18 protein-coding genes are annotated in these 19,712 nt (G+C 67.7%); 14 read left to right on the top strand and 4 right to left on the bottom strand.

Features of this window, described 5'->3' with window-relative positions:
- Positions 1–107: 107 nt before the first annotated feature.
- Positions 108–881, bottom strand: coding sequence for a polyphosphate kinase 2 (gene ppk2, locus Q8N19_RS12170; RefSeq protein ID WP_305591006.1), 774 nt, complete (start codon positions 879–881; stop codon positions 108–110).
- A gap of 77 nt (positions 882–958) precedes the next feature.
- Here ppk2 and Q8N19_RS12175 point away from each other — a divergent pair, with 77 nt between their 5' ends.
- Positions 959–1,696 (top strand): 16S rRNA (uracil(1498)-N(3))-methyltransferase, encoded by a 738-nt coding sequence (locus Q8N19_RS12175; protein ID WP_305591007.1) that lies wholly within the window; start codon positions 959–961, stop codon positions 1,694–1,696.
- A gap of 112 nt (positions 1,697–1,808) precedes the next feature.
- Entirely contained in the window at positions 1,809–3,167 is a 1,359-nt protein-coding gene (locus Q8N19_RS12180; protein ID WP_305591008.1) for a glutamate--cysteine ligase, read from the top strand.
- 3 nt (positions 3,168–3,170) lie between these two features.
- Here the strand turns inward: Q8N19_RS12180 and Q8N19_RS12185 are convergent, their stop codons facing one another.
- The gene (locus tag Q8N19_RS12185) at positions 3,171–3,650 is read right to left on the bottom strand and encodes a DUF427 domain-containing protein (RefSeq protein ID WP_305591010.1); all 480 of its coding nucleotides are present in this window, start codon (positions 3,648–3,650) and stop codon (positions 3,171–3,173) included.
- Between the two features lie 205 nt (positions 3,651–3,855).
- Here Q8N19_RS12185 and Q8N19_RS12190 point away from each other — a divergent pair, with 205 nt between their 5' ends.
- The gene (locus Q8N19_RS12190) at positions 3,856–5,799 is read left to right on the top strand and encodes a peptide MFS transporter (protein ID WP_305591012.1); all 1,944 of its coding nucleotides are present in this window, start codon (positions 3,856–3,858) and stop codon (positions 5,797–5,799) included.
- Between the two features lie 51 nt (positions 5,800–5,850).
- Here the strand turns inward: Q8N19_RS12190 and Q8N19_RS12195 are convergent, their stop codons facing one another.
- Together Q8N19_RS12195 and tldD are read right to left on the bottom strand one after the other, a co-directional pair.
- The gene (locus Q8N19_RS12195; RefSeq protein WP_305591014.1) at positions 5,851–7,905 is read right to left on the bottom strand and encodes a TonB-dependent siderophore receptor; all 2,055 of its coding nucleotides are present in this window, start codon (positions 7,903–7,905) and stop codon (positions 5,851–5,853) included.
- A 98-nt stretch (positions 7,906–8,003) separates the two neighbouring features.
- On the bottom strand, positions 8,004–9,434 hold the full coding sequence (tldD, locus tag Q8N19_RS12200) for a metalloprotease TldD (RefSeq protein WP_305591016.1): 1,431 nt from the start codon (positions 9,432–9,434) through the stop codon (positions 8,004–8,006).
- 301 nt (positions 9,435–9,735) lie between these two features.
- On the opposite strand from tldD, the gene coxB reads away from it, so the two are divergent.
- From coxB to Q8N19_RS12255, 11 genes are all read left to right on the top strand, one after another.
- Positions 9,736–10,707: a cytochrome c oxidase subunit II gene (gene coxB, locus Q8N19_RS12205; RefSeq protein ID WP_305591018.1), complete on the top strand. Its 972-nt coding sequence runs from the start codon at positions 9,736–9,738 to the stop codon at positions 10,705–10,707.
- Between the two features lie 17 nt (positions 10,708–10,724).
- Complete coding sequence (gene ctaD / locus Q8N19_RS12210; RefSeq protein ID WP_305591020.1) at positions 10,725–12,380, top strand: cytochrome c oxidase subunit I; 1,656 nt, start codon at positions 10,725–10,727, stop codon at positions 12,378–12,380.
- Between the two features lie 86 nt (positions 12,381–12,466).
- Entirely contained in the window at positions 12,467–13,471 is a 1,005-nt protein-coding gene (gene cyoE / locus Q8N19_RS12215) for a heme o synthase (RefSeq protein WP_371133841.1), read from the top strand.
- Complete coding sequence (locus tag Q8N19_RS12220) at positions 13,471–13,662, top strand: hypothetical protein (RefSeq protein ID WP_305591022.1); 192 nt, start codon at positions 13,471–13,473, stop codon at positions 13,660–13,662. The genes cyoE and Q8N19_RS12220 overlap by 1 nt, the downstream gene beginning before the upstream one ends.
- Complete coding sequence (locus Q8N19_RS12225) at positions 13,640–14,287, top strand: cytochrome c oxidase assembly protein (RefSeq protein WP_305591024.1); 648 nt, start codon at positions 13,640–13,642, stop codon at positions 14,285–14,287. The genes Q8N19_RS12220 and Q8N19_RS12225 overlap by 23 nt, the downstream gene beginning before the upstream one ends.
- Before the next feature lie 75 nt (positions 14,288–14,362).
- Positions 14,363–15,235, top strand: a complete 873-nt coding sequence (locus Q8N19_RS12230; RefSeq protein WP_305591026.1) for a cytochrome c oxidase subunit 3 — start codon at positions 14,363–14,365, stop codon at positions 15,233–15,235.
- Between the two features lie 113 nt (positions 15,236–15,348).
- Positions 15,349–15,708, top strand: coding sequence for a DUF983 domain-containing protein (locus Q8N19_RS12235; RefSeq protein ID WP_305591028.1), 360 nt, complete (start codon positions 15,349–15,351; stop codon positions 15,706–15,708).
- Positions 15,701–16,432 (top strand): SURF1 family protein, encoded by a 732-nt coding sequence (locus tag Q8N19_RS12240; RefSeq protein ID WP_305591030.1) that lies wholly within the window; start codon positions 15,701–15,703, stop codon positions 16,430–16,432. Before Q8N19_RS12235 ends, Q8N19_RS12240 begins: the two co-directional genes overlap by 8 nt.
- Entirely contained in the window at positions 16,420–17,823 is a 1,404-nt protein-coding gene (gene thrC, locus Q8N19_RS12245) for a threonine synthase (protein ID WP_305591032.1), read from the top strand. The genes Q8N19_RS12240 and thrC overlap by 13 nt, the downstream gene beginning before the upstream one ends.
- Positions 17,824–17,827: 4 nt before the next feature.
- Positions 17,828–19,090: a pitrilysin family protein gene (locus Q8N19_RS12250; RefSeq protein ID WP_305591034.1), complete on the top strand. Its 1,263-nt coding sequence runs from the start codon at positions 17,828–17,830 to the stop codon at positions 19,088–19,090.
- 144 nt (positions 19,091–19,234) lie between these two features.
- The coding region (locus tag Q8N19_RS12255) for a GNAT family N-acetyltransferase (RefSeq protein ID WP_305591036.1) at positions 19,235–19,712 on the top strand (478 nt) is incomplete at its 3' end.

Genomic DNA, 19,712 nt, shown 5'->3' on the forward strand with positions numbered 1-19,712 from the left:
CCATCCATCAACGACACGAACGCCGGGCTCCTGGTTGGTTGGAGGCTAACCTAGCCACCTGGACGGGGCCTCTGCCACAGAAAACCGATCGGGGGTTGCGCGGCGTCTCAGGGACAGAGGCGTCCATCGGTCAGGGCGGCGATCTCGAAGGGAAAGAGCACCTGCGAGTCCGGGGGCTCGACGCTGCGCGCCAGGCCAGGTTCCCCCAGGGCCTTAATCAGATGACGGATGACATTCAGCCGGGCCGTCTTCTTGTGGTCGGCCTTGACGCAGACCCAGGGCGCCTGGGCGGTGTCGGTGCGCCGCAGCATCTCGTCGCGGGCGGCGGAATAGTCGTCCCAGCGAGGCTGGGCGAACTCATCCAGCGGGCTCGATTTCAGCACCTTCAGCGGATCGTCCTTGCGTTCGGCGAGACGGTCAGCCTGCTCGGCCTTGCTGACATCCATCCAGATCTTCACCAGGCGGATGCCGCTCGCCACCAGCATCTGCTCAAACAGCGGGACCTCGCGCAGGAAGTCCTCCTGTTCGGCCAGGGTGGAAAAGCCCATCACCCGCTCGACGCCGGCCCGGTTGTACCAGGAGCGGTTGAAGATCACGAACTGGCCGCCAGCGGGCAGGTGGCTGACATAGCGCTGAAAATACCATTGGGTGCGCTCGACGTCCGAAGGCTTGGACAGGGCCACCACCCGGGTGGCGCGGACCGACATGTGCTCGGTGATCCGCTGGATGGTCCCATCCTTGCCGGCCGCGTCGCGGCCTTCGAAGATGACCAGCACCTTCTGGCCCTCGGCCAGGGCCTGCTGCTGCAGTTTCACGAGGGCCAGCTGCAAGCGGGGCAGGGCCTCGTCATAGGTCTCGTCGGTCTTGGCGGTTTTGCTCATGGGAAAAGCCTACGCCGGAGACGGGTCGGTGCGCCATGATCTATGCGACTGCGCGCCCGCCTGTTTAGAAGACCATCATGATACGTCTGTTCGTCACCCATGACCTGGCGCCTGGCGCCCGGCTCGGCCTCAACCCGGACCAGAGCCGCTATGTGGTCGCCGTCATGCGCCGGGCGTCCGGCGATCCGCTGCTGGTCTTCAATGGCCGGGACGGGGAGTGGCGCGCCGTGGTCGCCGAGAGCGGCAAGCGTGGCGCGGTGCTTCAGGTCGAGGCCCGGACGAAGCCTCAGGTCCAGAGTCCCGACCTCGACCTCATCGTCGCCACCGTCAAGCGGGCGCGGCTGGAGACCATCATCGAGAAGGCCTGCGAGCTCGGCGCGCGGCGGGTGCGCCTGGTCGTCACCGAGCGGACCAATCCTGATCACATCCGTCTCCCCAGGCTGAACGCCATCGCGGTGGAGGCCGCCGAACAGACCGGACGGATCGACCTGCCAGAGATCACGGAACCGACCCGCCTGGGCGCCGTGCTGGACACCTGGGAGGCCGGCCGCAGGCTTCTGTTTTGCGATGAGGCAGGCGACGCCCCCCCAGTTCTGCAGGCGCTGCGCGGACAGCCGACGGGGCCTTGGGCCGTGCTGATCGGGCCGGAGGGTGGTTTTTCTCCGGCTGAGCGCGCCCGGCTGCGTGGCCTGGCCCTGGCCGTGCCTGCAACGCTCGGCCCCCGGATTCTGCGGGCCGACACCGCAGCCATCAGCGCGCTGACCCTGTGGCAAAGCGTCTGCGGAGACTGGCGCGAAGACGCCGCCTCTGATTGAGGGGCCATTGCGCTTCGCCATCGTTGCGCCCACTTCAGCGAACGGCGTAAAGAACGCCGCCGCTATCGGGCCTTGGCCGTGGCGAGAATATTGTCGGGCTGGGGAGAGAGACATGGCCGACGTCATTTGCGACGAGCGTCCCTTGGTGTTCGAGGATCTCGTCGCCTGGTTCGCCGACGGCTCCAAGGCCAAGGCCGACTGGCGCATCGGCGCCGAGCACGAGAAGTTCCCCTTCTATCTCAAGGATCATTCGCCGGTTCCCTATGATGGGCCCAATGGCATCCACGCCCTGCTGACCGGCCTGATGCGGTTCGGCTGGCAAGGGGTGTTCGAGGGTGACACCCTGATCGGGCTGGAGCGCAACGGCGCCAATGTCAGCCTGGAGCCTGGCGGCCAGTTCGAACTGTCCGGCGCGCCGCTGGGGGACCTGCACGAAATCTGCGACGAGACCGGGGGCCATCTGTCCGAGGTCAAGGCCGTGGCCGATGAACTGGGCCTGGGTTTTCTGGGCCTCGGCTTCACGCCCACCTGGACGCGGGATCAGATCCCGGTGATGCCCAAGGGCCGCTACAAGATCATGCGCAACTACATGCCGAAGGTCGGCGGCATGGGCCTGGACATGATGTTCCGCACCTGCACCGTGCAGGTGAACCTCGACTTCGGCTCTGAGGCCGACATGGTCAAGAAGTTCCGGACCAGCCTGGCCCTGCAGCCCGTGGCCACGGCCCTGTTCGCCAACTCGCCCTTCACCGAGGGCAAGCCCAACGGTTTCCTCTCGGCCCGGGCCAATGTCTGGACCGATGTGGATCCCGACCGGACCGGCATGCTGGACTTCGTGTTCAAGGACGGGTTCGGCTTCGAGACCTACGCCAACTACGCCCTCGACGTGCCCATGTACTTCGTCAAGCGCGAGGGCCGCTATATCGACGTGGCCGGCCGCTCGTTCCGGGAGTTCATGGAGGGCCGACTGCCGGAGCTGCCCGGCGAGCGCCCGACCATCAAGGACTGGGCCGACCACGTCACCACCATCTTCCCTGAGGTCCGGCTCAAATATTACCTCGAGATGCGGGGCGCCGACGCCGGCCCCTGGAGCCGCCTTTGCGCGCTTCCGGCCCTGTGGACGGGGCTCCTCTATGATCAGGCGGCGCTCGATGCGGCCTGGGATCTCTGCAAGGGCTGGTCGGTGGCCGACCACGAAGGTCTGCGCGCCCAGGCGGCCAGGGTCGGTCTGAAGGCGCAGATCGATGGACGCACCCTGCAGGACGTGGCCAAGGACGTCCTGGTCATCGCCCGCCAGGGGCTGAAGGCGCGCAACCGCCTCAGCGGCGGCATGGTCGATGAGACCGGCTATCTGGCCGAGCTCGAAGACATCGCCGACACCGGCCTCACGCCCGCCGAGCGGATGCTCGAGCAGTATCATGGCGCCTGGGCCGGCGATCTCTCCAGGGTCTACAAGACGATGGCCTTCTAGGTCTCAGCCCTTGGGCTCTTCCACATTGGTGGGCCAGTGGTCCTTCTGGCTCTGGCCGCCGCCGGAGTCGGTGTGCTGGACCACGGCGTCCACATCGGTGCGGTGATCATGGGGCGAGGTGTCGCCGCTGACCGCGTAGACCTCGATCCGATCGGCATAGAAGGCCAGCCGCCCGTCGATCTGCACGGCGCCGGGCAGCGGGTCCTCATAGGTCCAGGCGACGTTCTCCAGCACCTCGCCCTCCAGGGTCACGGTATAGTAGGCCGCATCGCCCTTGAACGGGCAGTGGGTGGAGCGGTCGGTGCGGGCGAAATAGCCCATTTCGATGTCGCCGGTGGGGAAATAGGCCACCGGCGCCATGGCGCCTTCGGTCAGGATCAGGACGTCGTTGCTGTCGGCGATGATGTGACCTTGGTAGGCCGCCCGCATGCGGCCCGCAGCGGGGCGAATCTGCAGGGTGTGGTTCGGGCTGGTGTCGGACATGGACGCTCTCCTTCGGGCCTCTGGTGAACGCGGCAACCGCCTGCATGGCTCCAGACCTTCGTGATCGGCCAGCGCCTGGGCAAGCCTTGCTTGTCTCTGGCGCGAACGCGTGATCTTCTCCCCGCTTTCCCGGGCCGCCCGGGTTGAATGAACCTCGGCGCAGGCCTGCCGGCCGGCTCAACGCAGATCAAGCGGAAGTCGATTCATGAACATCGTCGTCGTGCTCGGCGTGATCATCACGCTGCTCACTGGCCTTCCTGTGTTGCTGCAGCTGATGCGCAACCACCCGCGAGGCCTGATCGTCCTGTTCTTCGCCGAGATGTGGGAGCGGTTCTCCTACTACGGGATGCGGGGCATCCTGATCTTCTACCTGACCCAGCACCTGTTGTTCGACGACGACGTCGCCAACGCCCAGTACGGCTCCTACACCTCCCTGGTCTACCTCCTGCCCCTGATCGGCGGCATCCTGGCCGACCGGTATCTCGGCACGCGCAAGGCCGTCGCCTTCGGCGCCCTGCTGCTGGTGGCGGGCCATCTGGCGATGGCGGTGGAAGGTGAACCCACACGCGAGACCCTGGCCTATGCCGGCCAGACCTACGAGGTTTCGCTTGAGGGCCGCATGGACGACCGTCAGGTCCGGCTGATGGTGGAGGGCGACGCCTACAGCTTTGGTCCGGCCGCCGGCGGCGGGCTGGAGATTGTCGGCTTGCCGGCGACCGCACCCTTGCCGGCCGTTTTGCCGGCGGGCAGCTATGAGATGGTCAAGACGGTCGATCCCGTGGGGGTCAACGTCTTCTATCTGGCTGTTTCCCTGATCATTCTGGGGGTGGGCTTCCTGAAGCCCAACATCTCCACCATTGTCGGACAGCTCTATCCGCAGGGGGATCCCCGCCGGGATTCCGGCTTCACCCTCTACTATTACGGGATCAATCTCGGCGCCTTCTGGGCCTCGGTGCTCTGCGGCCTGCTTGGCCAGCATTTCGGCTGGGGTTACGGCTTCGGCCTGGCCGGGATCGGCATGGCCCTGGGCTGGATCGTCTTCGTCCTCGGCAAGCCCCTGCTGGAAGGGAAGGGCGAGCCGCCCAATCCCGAGCTGCTGGCCAAGCCGGTGGTTGGGCCCGTCAACCGCGAATGGCTGATCTACCTGTCGACCATCCCGGCCATCGGCGCGGTCTGGTGGCTGGTCCAGCGCAACGCCGTGGTGGGCTGGGTGCTGAGCGTGGCGATCATCCTGTCGCTGATCATCATCGCCTATGTGATCCTCAAGGTCTGCCAGACCAAGGTCGAGCGGCAGCGGATGATGCTGGCCACCGTCCTGATCTTCGGCTCGGTGGTGTTCTGGACCCTGTTCGAACAGGCCGGCACCTCGCTCAATCTGTTTGCGGCCCGCAATGTGGACCTCTCGGTCACAGACGGCGCCACAAGCTTCCTCGGTATCCCCATGGGCTCGCCCGAACAGCTGGCGGCGGCGGGCGTCGCTACCGACAGCTGGTGGAGCTGGATCGACGCCCGCTTCGCCGCGGCCCAGGTTCAGTCGTTCAATGCCGGCTTCATCCTGATCTTCGCCCCGATCTTCGCCGCCCTCTGGGCGTTCCTCGGCCGTCGGGGCCTGGACCCTGATCCGACCATGAAGTTCGGCCTCGGCATGGTGCAGGCCGGTCTCGGCTTCATGGTGGTGGTGTGGAGCGCAGGGCTCGCCGACGACAGCTTCCGCGTGCCGCTGATGGTTCTGGGCCTGCTCTACCTGTTGCACACCACGGGTGAGCTGTTCCTCTCGCCGGTCGGCCTGTCGGAGATCACCAAACTATCTCTGGCCTCGGTGGTGTCCTTCATGATGGCCGTCTGGTTCCTCTCCAGCGCCATCGCTCAGTATGTGGGCGGCTGGATCGCCGGTCTCGCCGGGACCGAAACCCTGGGCGGCCAGGTGCTGGACCCGGCCGCGGCGCTGCGAACCTCACTCGAGGTCTTCCAGATGCTCGGCTACTGGGGCCTGGCGGCGGGGGCGGTGTTCATCGTGCTCAGCTTCTTCATCAAGGGCTGGGCGCATGGGGTGGAGACCGGGCATGGACCCTCGCCGGAACCCATCGCGCCCACCGTCGATGGGGAACGCCAGGCGGTGAACCCTCAGACCCTGCGGGATGATCGGTAGTCTCAGGTCGGTTGAGCGGGCGGCCGGTCTGGCCGCCCGCCCGTCCGTCCGTCAGCCGCCGAGCGTCCGGCTGACCCGCAGGCGGTACATGCGGCCAAACTGGATGTCGCGGTCCTCCACATAGGCGATGGGGGCGGTGTCGCGGGGGCCGGCATAGACCGTGCGGGTGCGGCGCATGCCCCGCTCGGTGATGTTGGGAATCTCGAACCGGATCGCCCATTCCGGACGCGGCTTCCATTCGACGAAGGGCACGACGAAGGTCTTGAGCTTGGTCGTGGAAATCTCGTCGTAGCGGTAATAGGTCTCCCGCCAGGCGCCGAACACATCGATCCCCCAGACCGATTTCCAGGCGGGCAGGTCCTGGCTGTAGTGGGCCTCCCATTCCAGGGCGCGCAGGCCGGAGATCTCCCGGTTTTCGCCCGTGGTGGGATCATCCACCGCCGAGCGACGCCAGGTGGCCTCACCCCGCAGCTGGGCGCCCTTCACCCCCAGCCGCTCCAGGGGCAGGGTCAGGGTCAGGGCGAGCTCCTCGCGCACCCCTTCGCCGATATTGGCCGGGGCGTCATAGATCCCGCCGCCCACCAGACGCACCGGCGCCCGATCGACCACATCGGTGATCTCGGCGCGGCGCAGCGTGATCACAGCGGCGCCGCTGGTCCAGAACCGACGCTCCAACGCCGCCTCCACCAGCCATTCCTGGGCCGGGTCCAGGTCGGGATTGCCGGCGGTCAGCACGCCGGTGTTCAGGGACGAGGAGGCGACGAAGTCGTCGAAGTCGAGCTGGCCGACGCTGCGCTCGATGCTGACGCGCAACTGGGTCCTGGGGTCGTGCGCCCAGCTGATGCTGAGCCGCGGCTTGGCGAAGGCCAGGGACTTCTCCAGGACCACGTCGCCCTGGGCAGTGATGTCGGAGGCCTCATAGCGCAGGGCGCTGTCCAGCGTCAGCCGCGGGGTGGCCCGCCAGGCGGACTTCAGGAAGACCTCCGCGCGGCGCTCCTCCACCTCCACATTGGCGGCGGGCAGGGCGACGGGCGTCCCGTTGCGGTCAAACCGCGTGCGGCTCTCCAGGGTGTTGAGCGCCGTCTCCGCGCCCAGCTCCCAGGACAGGGTCTGCGTCTGGCGCCAGCGCAGCACGCCGCGCCCGATGGTCTCCACCGTGTCGCTCTCAAGGGCGAACCGCACCTGTTCGAGGGGGTCCTTGAAGGTGGCCTCGAAGGTCTCATTGGCGGTCTGTCGCAGGCCGATCAGCTCCAGGCTGGTGCGGGTCCCCAGGGGCCGGGTGAAGGCGGCGCCCAGCTCGGTCTCGGCGAGTTCAACATCGTCGTGGGAGACTTCGAGAGGTCCGCCCGCCCGGCCGAGATTGCGTTCGTCATACTCGAAGTTGTCGACGAACAGCCGGCCGTTGACCCGGAACTGGCCACCCAGCAGGGGCTTTTCGATGGCGCCGGTGAGGGCCGCATTGGTCCCCAGCCCCTCGCTGTCCACATCGCTGAGGATGAGGGGAACCCCCTGGGCGTCCACCCGGACCCGGGGGCCCTGACCGGCGCCGTCATCGACGCCCTGGCCGCCCACCAGGCCGGCCTCCCAGGCCAGGTCGCCGACCCGACCCGAGCCTTCGGCCCGGAAGCCCAGGAGATTGCGGCCGTCATAGACCTGCCGGTCCGCCAGGGCGATCAGGCCCTGCAGGGTGTTGGTCTCGGCGCGAATGAGATTGGCCATCACCGACTTGCCCTGCATGTCGATGCCCGGCGCCCCGCCGCGAATCAGATCGATCCGCAGGACCTGAGAGGCGGGCATGCGCCGCAGGATTTCCTCCAGGCTGTCGGACTTGGAGGCCGGCCGGCGTCCGTCGATCAGCACATTGCCCGCCGCGCCCTCGAAGCCGCGGACATTGTCGCCGCCGTCGAGGACGAAGCCTGGCAGTCGCTGGATCATGTCCAGGGCCGTGGTCGGGCGGGCCTCGGCAAAGAAGTCCGGCGCATAGCTGGTCACCCCCTGGGTGCTGGCGGGGGCGGCCTGTTCCGTGGGGGCCTGGGCCAGGGCGGCGGCGGGGATGATGAGCGGGCAGGCTGCGGCCAGGGCAGCCAGGCGGTGTCTTTGATACATCTGGGCGTCTCCTGGAGCGCAGATGATCCAGGGTCGAGCCTACGCCCTAGTTAAATCTGAGACAGATTCGCAGATCGTGGGTCTGGGCCGTCGGGCGCCTAGAGGCTGGTGCCCCCGACGGTCAGTCCCGTGATCTTCAGGGACGGCTGGCCGACACCCACCGGCAGGCTCTGGCCGGACTTGCCGCAGACCCCCACGCCGGGATCGAAGGCGAAGTCGTCGCCGATCATGGTCACCCGGGTCAGCGCCGAGGGACCATCGCCGATCAGGGTCGCGCCCTTCACCGGACGGGTCACCTTGCCGTCTTCGATCAGATAGGCCTCGGTGCACTGGAAGACGAACTTGCCATTGGTGATGTCCACCTGGCCGCCGCCGAAATTGGCGCAATAGAGGCCGCGCTTGGTGGAGGCGATCATCTCGGCCTGCGGCGTGGAGCCGCCTTCCATGGCGGTGTTGGTCATCCGCGGCATTGGCATGTGAGCGTAGGACTGGCGGCGGCCATTGCCGGTGACGGCCAGGCCCATGAGCCGAGCGCTCATCCGGTCATGCATGTAGCCGACCAGAATTCCGTCCTCGATCAGCACGGTGCGCTCAGTGGGCGTTCCCTCGTCGTCGACGGTGAGTGAGCCGCGGCGTCCGGCCAGGGCGCCGTCGTCGAACACGGTGACGCCTGGGGCGGCGACCCGCTGACCGATCTTGCCGGAAAAGGCCGAGGTGCCCTTGCGGTTGAAGTCGCCCTCCAGCCCGTGGCCGACGGCCTCGTGCAGCAGGACGCCGTTCCAGCCGGGGCCCAGGACCACGTCCATCTCGCCCGCAGGGCAGGCGACCGCCTCCAGGTTGACCAGGGCCTGGCGCAGAGCCTCTTCGCCCTGCTCGCGCCAGGCCTCAGGGGAGATCCAGGCGTCGTAGCCGGCGCGGCCGCCGGCGCCGGCGAAGCCCGCCTCGCGGCGGCCATCCTTTTCCACCGTCACCTGAATATTGATGCGTGACAGGGGCCGCACGTCGCGGATCAGCCGGCCGTCGGCCCGCAGAATCTCCACGATGCGTCGCTCGGCCGTAAGGCTGGCCATGACCTGGACGACGCGGGGATCGCGGGCTCTCGCCCAGGCGTCGATCTCCTGCAGCAGGGCGACCTTCTCGGCGAAGTCCGGCGCGGCCAGCGGATCGTCATCGCCATAGTGGCGGATGTTGGTGGCCCGGGGGCCCTCCGCAGCGACGCCTTCATAGCCGCGCTTGGCCAGGGCGGCTGAGGACGCGGCCCGGCGCAGGGCGGCTTCGGAAATCTCGCTGGAATGGGCGTAGCCGGCCGTCTCGCCCGCCACCACCCGCAGGCCGAAGCCCTCGGTCGAATCATAGGCCGCTGACTTCAGCCGGCCGTCGTCGAACAGGAAGGACTCGCTCTCCGACCGCTCGGCGAAAATCTCCCCGTCATCGGCGCCGGCCAGGGCCTCGCCGAGGATTTCCCGGGCCCGCTCCGGGGCGACCCCGCAGGAGTCCAGGATCGAGGGCGCGGAAATATGGGCGTTCATCATTAAGTCCTTCGGCGGGGCGTCAGGCTGGCCTGCTCAAAGACATAGGGTCTCGTAGGGGTCTCGTCACGGGGCGCCGTCCGGGCGCCGGTTCGGCGTGCGTCATTTGGTCCGAAATCGCCTCGTAAACGTGATGGCCCTTGTGGCGGGCTATCGCCTTGGCAATTTGGGGGAGAGCGCGTATGCACGCGCCTTGAGGGCCTGGCGGCGGACGCCTTTTCGCTGCGTGAGCCTCGTTTCAGTCGCGGATCGGCTCAGGGCATTTCCCCGACGCCGGCCCCGCCAAAGAGACCGAGGGGATATGAAGTCGAGCTTGCAGGGGATGCGGACGTTGGCGGCCGGGGCCGCAGCGGGCGCAATGACGGCGTTCTGGGGCGTCCAGGCGCTCGCCCAGGACCTGATGGGCCAGCCCACGCCCAAGGGGATTGCGCTTCAGCCGGCGGCTGCGCCGCTGAAGCATGACGCGATCTTCTTCCACGATGTGATTCTGATGCCGATCATCACCATCATCACGCTGTTCGTCGCAGCGCTGCTGATCTGGGTGATCTTCCGCTACAACGCCCGGGCCAATCCGGTGCCGGCCAAGTTCAGCCACAACACCACCATTGAGGTCATCTGGACCCTGGTGCCGGTGCTGATCCTGGTCTTCATCGCCATCTTCTCCTTCCGGCTGCTGTTCACCTATCACGACATGCCTCGCCCCGACCTGACGGTGAAGGCGGTGGGCTATCAGTGGTACTGGGGTTACGAATATCCCGACCACGAGGTGGGCGAGTTCATCTCCAACATGCTGCCCGAGGACGAGGCGCGCGCCGCTGGCGTCCCCTACCTCCTGGCCGCCAACGAACCCATGGTGGTTCCGGTGGGCAAGACGGTTCGCGTCCTGGTCACCGCCGCCGACGTGATCCACTCCTTCGCCATGCCGGCCTTCGGCCTCAAGACCGACGCCATCCCCGGCCGTGTGAACGAGACCTGGTTCACCGCCGAGAAGGAAGGCGTCTATTACGGCCAGTGCTCAGAGCTGTGCGGCGTGGACCACGCCTACATGCCCATCGAGATCCGGGTCGTCAGCCAGGCCGAGTTCGACGCCTGGGTCGCCTCCAAGGGCGGCAACCCGGCCGGCCTTGCGGCCAGCACCGAGGCCGAGGCCACCGCGCCCGCCGTCGCCCAGACCGCCACGGACGCCTCGGCGACCGAAGGCGTCGCCGAAGATGCGGCTGTTTCGCCGCCGCCAGAGACCGCTGCGCCCGCCGCTGCAGCGGCCGCGAACTGACCAGGGGTAGAGTAAAGATGGCTCACGCCGCCGCACACGGTCACGACGACCACGATCACAAGCCGGGTTTCTTCACCCGCTGGTTCCTGTCCACCAACCACAAGGACATCGGCACGCTGTACCTGCTGTTCGCCATCATGGCGGGCATCGTGGGCGGCGCCCTGTCGGGCCTGATCCGCTGGGAGCTGGCTGAGCCCGGCCTCCAGGTGTTTGTCGAGGGCTCGCTCCTCGACCAGCTCGGCTGGATCGACGCCTCCAAGCACGGCTACAATGTCGTGGTCACCGCCCACGCCCTGGTCATGATCTTCTTCATGGTCATGCCGGCGATGATCGGCGGCTTCGGCAACTGGTTCGTGCCGATCATGATCGGCGCGCCGGACATGGCCTTCCCCCGCCTGAACAATATCTCGTTCTGGCTGCTGGTGGCGGCCTGGGTGCTGCTGCTGCTCTCCATGTTCGTCGATGGCGGCCCGGGCCGCGGTTTCGGCGGCGGCTGGACCATCTATCCGCCGCTCTCAACGCTGGGCCACACCGGCCCGTCCATGGACCTGGCCATCCTGTCCCTGCACGTGGCCGGCGCCAGCTCGATCCTCGGCGCGATCAACTTCATCACCACCATCTTCAACATGCGCGCCCCGGGCATGACCCTGCACCGGATGCCGCTGTTCGCCTGGTCGGTGCTGATCACCGCCTTCCTGCTGCTGCTGTCGCTGCCGGTTCTGGCGGGCGCCATCACCATGCTGCTGACCGACCGTAACTTCGGCACCGCCTTCTTCAACGCAGCCGGCGGCGGCGACCCGGTGATGTTCCAGCACCTGTTCTGGTTCTTCGGTCACCCCGAGGTGTACATCCTGATCCTGCCGGGCTTCGGCATCATCAGCCACATCGTGTCGACCTTCTCGCGCAAGCCGGTCTTCGGCTACCTCGCCATGGCCTACGCCATGGTGGCCATCGGCTTCGTCGGCTTCATCGTGTGGGCCCACCACATGTACACCGTGGGCATGAACATCAATCTGCGCGCCTACTTCGTGGCCGCGACGATGGTCATCGCCGTGCCGACCGGCGTGAAGATTTTCTCCTGGATCGCCACCATGTGGGGCGGGTCGATCAGCTTCAAGACGCCCATGCTGTGGGCGATCGGCTTCATCTTCCTGTTCACCGTGGGCGGCGTGACCGGCGTGGTCCTGGCCAATGCCGGCATCGATTACAGCCTCCACGACACCTATTACGTGGTGGCCCACTTCCACGACGTGCTGAGCCTCGGCGCCGTGTTCGCGATCTTCGCGGGCTTCTACTACTGGTTCGAGAAGATCTTCGGCGTGAAGTACCGCGAGTGGGCCGGCGCGCTCCACTTCTGGATCACCTTCATCGGCGTGAACCTGATCTTCTTCCCGCAGCACTTCCTGGGCCTCCAGGGCATGCCGCGCCGGTACGTGGATTATCCGGAAGCCTACACCTACTGGAACTACATCTCGTCGGTGGGCTACGCGATCACCGCGGTGGGCGTGCTGGTCTTCCTGCTGATCCTGCTGGAAGCCGCCATCATGCGCCGCAAGGCCGAAGCCAACCCGTGGGGCGAAGGCGCCACGACGCTGGAATGGACCCTGCCGTCGCCGCCGCCGTTCCACCAGTTCAACGAGCCGCCGGTCATCAAGGCTGACAGCCACCACTGACCGGCCGGCCCGGCCATGACCCTGGGGCGCGGTTCGGTCACACCCGAACCGCGCCCCTTCGTCTTGTGAGAGCCCCGTTTAGGAGTATGTCTTTGGCGACCATGACGAGCGCCATCACCGCCACCCCGGACGCCACGGACTCCCCAGCCCGCTGGCAGGACTATCTGCAGCTGCTCAAGCCGCGGGTCATGTCGCTCGTGGTGTTCACCGGCGCCACGGGACTGGTCTGCGCCAAGGCGCCGATCCACCCGTTGCTGGGGGCGGTGGCCGTCCTGTGCATCGCCGTGGGCGCCGGCGCGTCCGGCGCGCTGAACATGTGGTACGACGCCGACATCGACGCCCAGATGCGCCGCACCCGCGGCCGGCCTGTGCCGGCGGGACGAATCAAGGGGGCCGAGGCCCTGTCCATGGGGATCATCCTCTCCCTGCTGTCGGTGATGTTCATGGGGGTGGCCGTCAACTGGCTGGCCGCCGGACTGCTCGCCTTCACCATCTTCTTCTACGCCGTCGTCTACACCATGTGGCTCAAGCGCTGGACGGCGCAGAACATCGTCATCGGCGGGTTGGCCGGCGCCTTGCCGCCGGTCATCGGCTGGGCGGCCGCGGCCGGCGAGGTTCCGCTGAACGCCTGGCTGCTCTGCGCCATCATCTTCATGTGGACCCCGGCCCATTTCTGGGCGCTGGCCCTCTATTCCAGCGAGGACTACGAGAAGGCCGGCGTGCCCATGATGCCGGTCGTCGCCGGAGCAGCCTCCACCCGCAGACAGATCTTCATCTACAGCCTGTTGTTTGTGCCCATCTGCCTGCTGCCGGCCTTCACCGGTCTGGGCGGCCTGCCGTACCTGGCGGTCGCCGCCATGGGCGGGCTGGTCTTCCTCATCCTGGCCTGGCGGGTGATGCGCAGCCGGGCGGGCGACAGCGCCGATCCCCGGCTGGACGGGCGTCTGTATGACGTGCGGGCCGGCGCCCGGGACGCGCGGAACCTGTTCGCCTTCTCGATCCTCTATCTGACCCTGATCTTCGCGACCCTGCTGGTCGAGGCGAGCCTGGGCCTGCCCACCTTCCTGAACCTGATCCCTGGAGGCGTCTGATGAGCGAGCCTGAAGCGCCCCAGGATGTCACGTCTGCCGAGCCGACCGTCCCTGGACGGCCTGACCCCCGGTTCCAGGCCCGCCGGGGCCGCAACATCGCCCTGGCGCTGGGCCTGATCGCCTTCGCCATCCTCGTCTTCCTCGTCACCGTTGTTCGATTGGGAGCCAATGTCCTCGACAGACCTCTCTGAACCGCTGCGCCCTGCGCCCGACCCCGCCCGCCGCAACCTGCGGCTGGGGTTGATCTGCACCGGGGTGTTCGTCGGCATGATCGGCTTGGCCTACGCCTCGGTGCCGCTCTACCGCGCCTTCTGCCAAGTCACCGGATTCGGCGGCACGGTCAGCCAGGCCGAGGCCGCGCCAACCCAGGTCCTCGACAAGACCCTGAACATCCGATTCGACACCAATGTCCGGACGCTGCCCTGGACCTTCCGCTCCGAGCATGTCGCCCAGAAGCTCAAGATCGGCGAGACGGGCCTGGCCTTCTTCGAGGTCACCAATAACGGCGCCACGCCGATGACCGGCCGAGCGGTCTACAATGTCGTTCCCGAGGCGGCCGGCGCCTATTTCCGGAAGCTCGAGTGCTTCTGTTTCTCCGACCAGACCATCGGACCCGGAGAGACCATCAAGTTCCCCATGGTCTACTTCGTCGATCCCGAATACGCCGACGATTTCGAGACCCGGAACAAGGCCGAGATCACCCTGTCCTACACCTTCTATCCGTCCGATGAGGACGCCGCGGTCCAGCCCGTCGCGCATGCGCCGGCGGCCACCGCGGCTTCCCCTCTTGGCGGATCGCAAGGGGCGGGGCTATAGCACCATCAAGACCACCCGCGGGCGGCGCCTCCAGGCCCAGCCGGCGGGACGATATTATGAGGGGTTAGGACCGAAATGGCCCAAGCAGGCGTCAAGCACGACTACCACCTGGTCAATCCCAGCCCGTGGCCCCTGGTGGCCTCGGTGGGCGCCACCGTCATGGCCGTCGGCCTGGTGATGTGGCTGAAGGGCCTCTTCGGCGTTCCCGCGGGCACCTGGTGGCTGTTCGCCGCCGGCCTGACCCTGGTGCTGATCACCATGGCTGGCTGGTGGATCGACGTCACCAAGGAAGCCAACGCCGGCGACCACACCCCGGTGGTGTCGCTGGGCCTGCGCTACGGGATGATCCTGTTCATCGCCTCCGAAGTGATGTTCTTCGTGGCCTGGTTCTGGATCTTCTTCGAAATGGCCCTCTTCCATGAGGCCCGGACGCTCTCGAGCATCGAGGAAGTCCGTCAGGCCTGGGCCACCTGGCCGCCGGCCGGCATCGAGACGGTGCCCGCCTGGAACCTGCCCCTGGTCAACACCCTGACCCTGCTGCTGTCGGGCACGACGGTGACCTGGGCTCACCACGCCCTGCAGCAAGGCGACCGCAAGGGCGCTCAGTTCGCCCTGATCCTGACGGTGATCCTCGGTGTGATCTTCAGCGCCATCCAGGCCTACGAGTACCACCACATCCTGTCGCACAACTATTTCTACAACGATGCGGCGATCAGCTCGGGCCTCTATGGGTCGTCCTTCTTCATGGCGACCGGCTTCCACGGCTTCCACGTCCTGGTGGGCACAATCTTCCTGCTGGTCTGCCTGATCCGTCTGATGCGTGGCGGCTTCACCCCGGAGAGGCATTTCGGCTTCGAGGCGGCCGCCTGGTACTGGCACTTCGTCGACGTGGTGTGGCTCTTCCTGTTCGCCTTCATCTACGTGGTGTTCGGCGGCGCCGGACATTAGGCCGGCGCCCGTGGCCGACCGCAGCGGGATGACGCGCGCCTCCCGCCCGCGCCGGCTTCAAGTCTCCTGCCCGGTTCAGGCCAGATCGCCTGAACCGGGACGGGCCTAGCTAAATGGCCCATCCCAATCCCCTCATTTCTGGCCTGCGCGGCCGTTGCCCGAACTGCGGGGAGGGCGCGCTGTTCGCCGGCTTCCTGAAGGTCGCGCCCCAGTGCTCGACCTGCGGCTATGACCTGGGCAAGGCCGACTCCGGCGATGGCCCGGCGGTGTTCGTTATTCTGATCGCCGGCTTCCTGGTGGCCTTCGCCGCCCTATATGTGGAGCTCGCCTTCACCCCGCCCATCTGGCTTCACCTTGTGCTCTGGCTCCCGCTGACGGTGTTCGTCTCCATCGGTCTGCTACGCCCGCTGAAGGGAATCATGCTGGCGGCCCAGTTCTCTAACCGGGCCGCGGAGGCCCGCTCCGATGACTGAGACCCCCCCGAGCCGCAGGCTGCCCATCGGCCTGACCCTGGCGACCCTGATCTCCCTAGGCATCCTGATCGGCCTGGGCGTCTGGCAGATGCAGCGCCTGACCTGGAAGGCCGAGCTTCTCGCTCAGATCGAGAGCCGGGCCGACGCCGCCCCGCGACCGGCCGGCGAAATCCTGACCCTGGGCGCGTCTGGCGAAGACCTGGGCTTCTATCGGGTCAGCCTCACCTGCCCGGGCCTCGCCACCGCCCCCTTCGTCCAACTCTACGCCATCAAGGACGGCCAGGCCGGTCAGCGGCTGATCTCGGCCTGCCCGGTCTCGGGCGGGGGCTATCAGGCGATCCTGGTCGACCGCGGGTTCGTGCCCGACACGGTGGCCGAGCGGCCCCCCGTCGACCCCCAGGCGACGGCGCCCGTGGAGGTGATCGGCCTGCTGCGCAATCCCGATCCGGCCAACTTCGTCACCCCTGACAACCGGCCTGACACCAACCTCTGGTATTCCCGCGACGTGGCGGCCATGGCCGCCACCCTGGGGGCCAGCGCGCCGGCGCCGGTCTTCCTGCTGGCGGAAACCCCGACCAATCCCGAATTCCCAGCCCTGGAGCCGACCCCGCTGCCGGGCGAGATCGCCAACCGCCATCTGGAATACGCCCTGACCTGGTTCGGCCTTGCGGGCGCCCTGATCGCCGTCTATGCCGCCGTGATCAGGCGCAGATGGAAGAGTTGATGCGGTATGTCTCCACCCGGGGCCAGGCCCCGGCGGTTGGCTTTGTGGACGCGGTGTTGGCTGGGCTCGCCCCCGACGGCGGGCTCTATGTGCCGGACTCCTGGCCCAGCTTCACGACGGCCGAGATCGCGGCGTTTCGCGGCAAGCCTTACGCCCATGTGGCCGCCGAGGTCCTGGCGCGTTTCGCTGGCGACGAGATCCCCCGGGATGCTGTGAACGCCATGTGCGAGGAGGCCTACGCCACCTTCGCCCACGCCGCCGTGGTCCCCCTGGTCCAGATCAGCCCCGACGCCTTCGTGGCCGAGCTGTTCCATGGTCCGAGCCTGGCCTTCAAGGACGTGGCCATGCAGTTGCTGGCCAGGCTCTATGAGCATGTGCTGGCTGGGCAGAACCGCGTCCAGACCATCCTCTGCGCCACCTCCGGCGACACCGGCGGGGCGGCGGTTGAGGCGTTCCGAGGCCGGGCCCATGTGCGGGTCTGCGCCCTGTTCCCGGAGGGCCGTATCTCCGAGGTCCAGCGTCGGTTCATGACCACGGCGAGCGAGGCCAATGTCCGCTGCGTCGCCGTCCAGGGCACCTTCGACGACTGCCAGGCCATCGTGAAGGCCGCCTTCCAGGACCAGAGCCTGCGCCAGGCGGTGGATCTGACCGGCGTCAATTCGATCAACTTCGCCCGGATCGTGGCCCAGAGCGTCTATTATTTCACGACGGCCGTGGCCGTCGGGGCGCCTGAGCGGCCCGTCTCCTACTGCGTGCCCTCGGGCAATTTCGGCGACGCCTTCGCCGGCTATGTGGCCCACCGAATGGGCCTGCCCATCGCCAGGATCGTGGTGGCGACCAATTCCAACGACATCCTGGCCCGGGCCTTCCAGGACGGCCGCTACGCCCGCGGCGAGGTGACCGCCACCCAGAGCCCGGCCATGGACATCCAGTCGGCCTCCAATTTCGAGCGGCTCTATTTCGAGGCGGTCCGGCGCGAACCGGTGGAAACCGCCCGCGCCTTCGCCGCCTTTGGCGAGGCCGGCCATATCGACATCCCACCCCAGGCCCAGGCCTATATGGCCGAGCTGTTCACCGGCGTCGCGGTCAGCGAGGAGGAGACCAGCCGCACCATGCTGGCCACGCTGAATGAGACCGGCGAGCTGATCGATCCGCACACGGCCGTGGGCGTCGCCGCACTGCGTCGGGCGGGCGACCTGGCGGGCCCGGTCATCGTCCTGTCCACGGCGCACGCGGCCAAGTTCCCCGAAGCGGTCGCCCAGGCCACGTCTGTGACCCCGGACCTGCCCCGCTGGACCCAGAGCCTGGCCGATCGCCCGGAACGCTTCGACCGGCTGCCGGCTGACGCAGACGCCATCAAGGCCTGCGTCCGCGCCTTCGCCGAGACCTAAGGGATTGGCCAAGGTCCATCGCCTGCCCAATGGCGTCCGGGTCGTCTGCGACCCGATTGCAGGGCTGGAGACCAGCGCCCTTTGCGTCGTGGCCGGCCGTGGCGCACGGTTCGAGGACGCGCCGCGCTCGGGCTGGTCCCACCTGCTTGAGCATATGGTCTTCAATGGCGCGGGCGAGCGTTCGGCCATGGAGATCGTCGAAGCCATCGAGGCCCAGGGCGGACAGATCAACGCCGCCACCGGCTATGAGCGCACCAGCTATCAGGTCCGGTGCCTCGCCGGCGGCCTGCCGCTGGGCGCCGCGGTCCTGGCCGACCTGGTGCAGGCGCCGCGCCTTGACCCCCAGGACCTCGCCCGGGAAAAGCAGGTGGTCGGCCAGGAGATCGCCGAGGCCGCCGACACCCCTGACGATCTGGTGTTCGAAATGGCCCAGACCGCCGCCTTTGGGGATCAGCCCCTGGGCCGCTCCATCCTCGGCACGGTGGACTCAATCGGCGCGGCCGACCCCGCCAGCCTCGCAGATTGGCGCGGCCGCCTCTATGACCCCGCCAGCCTGGTGGTCAGCGCCGCCGGCGCCGTCAACGAGGCCGAGCTGCTGGACCTGGCCGCCCGACATTTCGGCGACGCGCTCCCGCCCCCCGCTGCTGCTCACGCGCCGGATGCCCGCTTCTCGGGCGGCGAGGCGGTGGAGACCAAGCGGCTGGAACAGGCCAACCTCGTCTTCCTGCTGCCGACGGTGGGGGTGAGCGATCCCGACTATTTCGTTCTGCGGCTGTTCGCCGAAATCCTTGGCGGCGGCATGGCCTCGCGCCTCTTCCAGGAAGCCCGCGAGAAACGCGGCCTGGCCTATGCGGTGGACGCCTATAGCGAGACCTATGCCGACCAGGGCGTGCTGGGCGTGTTCGCCGGCTGCGCGGCCAAGGATGCGGCGGAGCTGGCCAAGGTGGCGGCGGGCGAAATCGCAGGCCTGGGGCGTTCGGTGACGCCCGCCGAGCTCGCCCGCGCCAAGGCGCAGATCAGGGGGGCGATGTTCATGATGCGGGAATCGCCGCTGGCCCGGGCCGAACAGACCGCAGCCCAGCTCCTGCTGTTCGACCGCCCCCTGCCGCCGGCCGAGATCGCCGCCGGGATCGAGGCGGTGACCCTTGAGGACCTCGCCCGCCTGGGCGCAGATCTCTGCGCCAGCGGGCGCGCCGCCGTCGCGGTCCTCGGACCCCGCCAGGCCGCCGGCGCCGCGACAGCCTTCAGCCGGGTCCTGTTCGGCTGAGCGTCTGCAATATCGTCCGCCGGGAACCGCCAGGCCGCTCTGGCGAGTTATCGCCCAGGGGCTCAAGACGACCGCAGGACTTTTGCAGGCCTCTAGACCGCCGTCTCTCTTGACGGATTGGCCAATCGGAGCCGCAATCTCACCATGGCCTTGCTGGACTGGATCGCCTCGGAAGGGGGCTTGCGGGTGAATGGGGCAGGGGTCTTCCTCCGCCCGCCCCGGGCCGCCGACTATTCGGAGTGGCGTGACCTGCGCGCCGCCTCCCGCGCCTTCCTGCAGCCCTGGGAGCCCACCTGGCCGGCGGACGACCTGACCCGGGTGGCCTTTCGCCGGCGCCTGGCGGCCTATGCGCGGGACCGGGAGGTGGGCTCAGCCTACAGCTTCCTCGTCTTCCAGGAATCGGACGGCGCCATGACCGGCGGCATCACCTTGTCCAACATCCGCCGGGGCGTCGCCCAAATGGGGACCGTGGGCTACTGGTGCGGCGAGCCGTTCGCCAGGCGGGGACTGACCCTGGCCGCGGCGCGGGCCCTGAACACCTTCGCCTTCAACACCCTAGGCCTTCACCGCCTTGAGGCCGCCTGTCTGCCGCATAACGCCGCCTCGCGCGCCCTTCTGGCCA

This window comes from Phenylobacterium sp., from assembly GCF_030693405.1.
Taxonomy (GTDB): Bacteria; Pseudomonadota; Alphaproteobacteria; order Caulobacterales; family Caulobacteraceae; genus Phenylobacterium.

What these genes read in the sequence shown, in the direction of transcription:
- ppk2 (WP_305591006.1), bottom strand. Translation starts at nt 881, where the DNA reads ATGAGCAAAACCGCCAAGACCGACGAGACCTATGACGAGGCCCTGCCC.
- Q8N19_RS12220 (WP_305591022.1), top strand. Translation starts at nt 13,471, where the DNA reads ATGAGCGAGCCTGAAGCGCCCCAGGATGTCACGTCTGCCGAGCCGACC.
- coxB (WP_305591018.1), top strand. Translation starts at nt 9,736, where the DNA reads ATGAAGTCGAGCTTGCAGGGGATGCGGACGTTGGCGGCCGGGGCCGCA.
- Q8N19_RS12180 (WP_305591008.1), top strand. Translation starts at nt 1,809, where the DNA reads ATGGCCGACGTCATTTGCGACGAGCGTCCCTTGGTGTTCGAGGATCTC.
- Q8N19_RS12240 (WP_305591030.1), top strand. Translation starts at nt 15,701, where the DNA reads ATGACTGAGACCCCCCCGAGCCGCAGGCTGCCCATCGGCCTGACCCTG.
- tldD (WP_305591016.1), bottom strand. Translation starts at nt 9,434, where the DNA reads ATGAACGCCCATATTTCCGCGCCCTCGATCCTGGACTCCTGCGGGGTC.
- cyoE (WP_371133841.1), top strand. Translation starts at nt 12,467, where the DNA reads ATGTCTTTGGCGACCATGACGAGCGCCATCACCGCCACCCCGGACGCC.
- Q8N19_RS12230 (WP_305591026.1), top strand. Translation starts at nt 14,363, where the DNA reads ATGGCCCAAGCAGGCGTCAAGCACGACTACCACCTGGTCAATCCCAGC.
- Q8N19_RS12225 (WP_305591024.1), top strand. Translation starts at nt 13,640, where the DNA reads ATGTCCTCGACAGACCTCTCTGAACCGCTGCGCCCTGCGCCCGACCCC.
- Q8N19_RS12185 (WP_305591010.1), bottom strand. Translation starts at nt 3,650, where the DNA reads ATGTCCGACACCAGCCCGAACCACACCCTGCAGATTCGCCCCGCTGCG.
- thrC (WP_305591032.1), top strand. Translation starts at nt 16,420, where the DNA reads ATGGAAGAGTTGATGCGGTATGTCTCCACCCGGGGCCAGGCCCCGGCG.
- Q8N19_RS12175 (WP_305591007.1), top strand. Translation starts at nt 959, where the DNA reads ATGATACGTCTGTTCGTCACCCATGACCTGGCGCCTGGCGCCCGGCTC.
- Q8N19_RS12195 (WP_305591014.1), bottom strand. Translation starts at nt 7,905, where the DNA reads ATGTATCAAAGACACCGCCTGGCTGCCCTGGCCGCAGCCTGCCCGCTC.
- Q8N19_RS12235 (WP_305591028.1), top strand. Translation starts at nt 15,349, where the DNA reads ATGGCCCATCCCAATCCCCTCATTTCTGGCCTGCGCGGCCGTTGCCCG.
- ctaD (WP_305591020.1), top strand. Translation starts at nt 10,725, where the DNA reads ATGGCTCACGCCGCCGCACACGGTCACGACGACCACGATCACAAGCCG.
- Q8N19_RS12190 (WP_305591012.1), top strand. Translation starts at nt 3,856, where the DNA reads ATGAACATCGTCGTCGTGCTCGGCGTGATCATCACGCTGCTCACTGGC.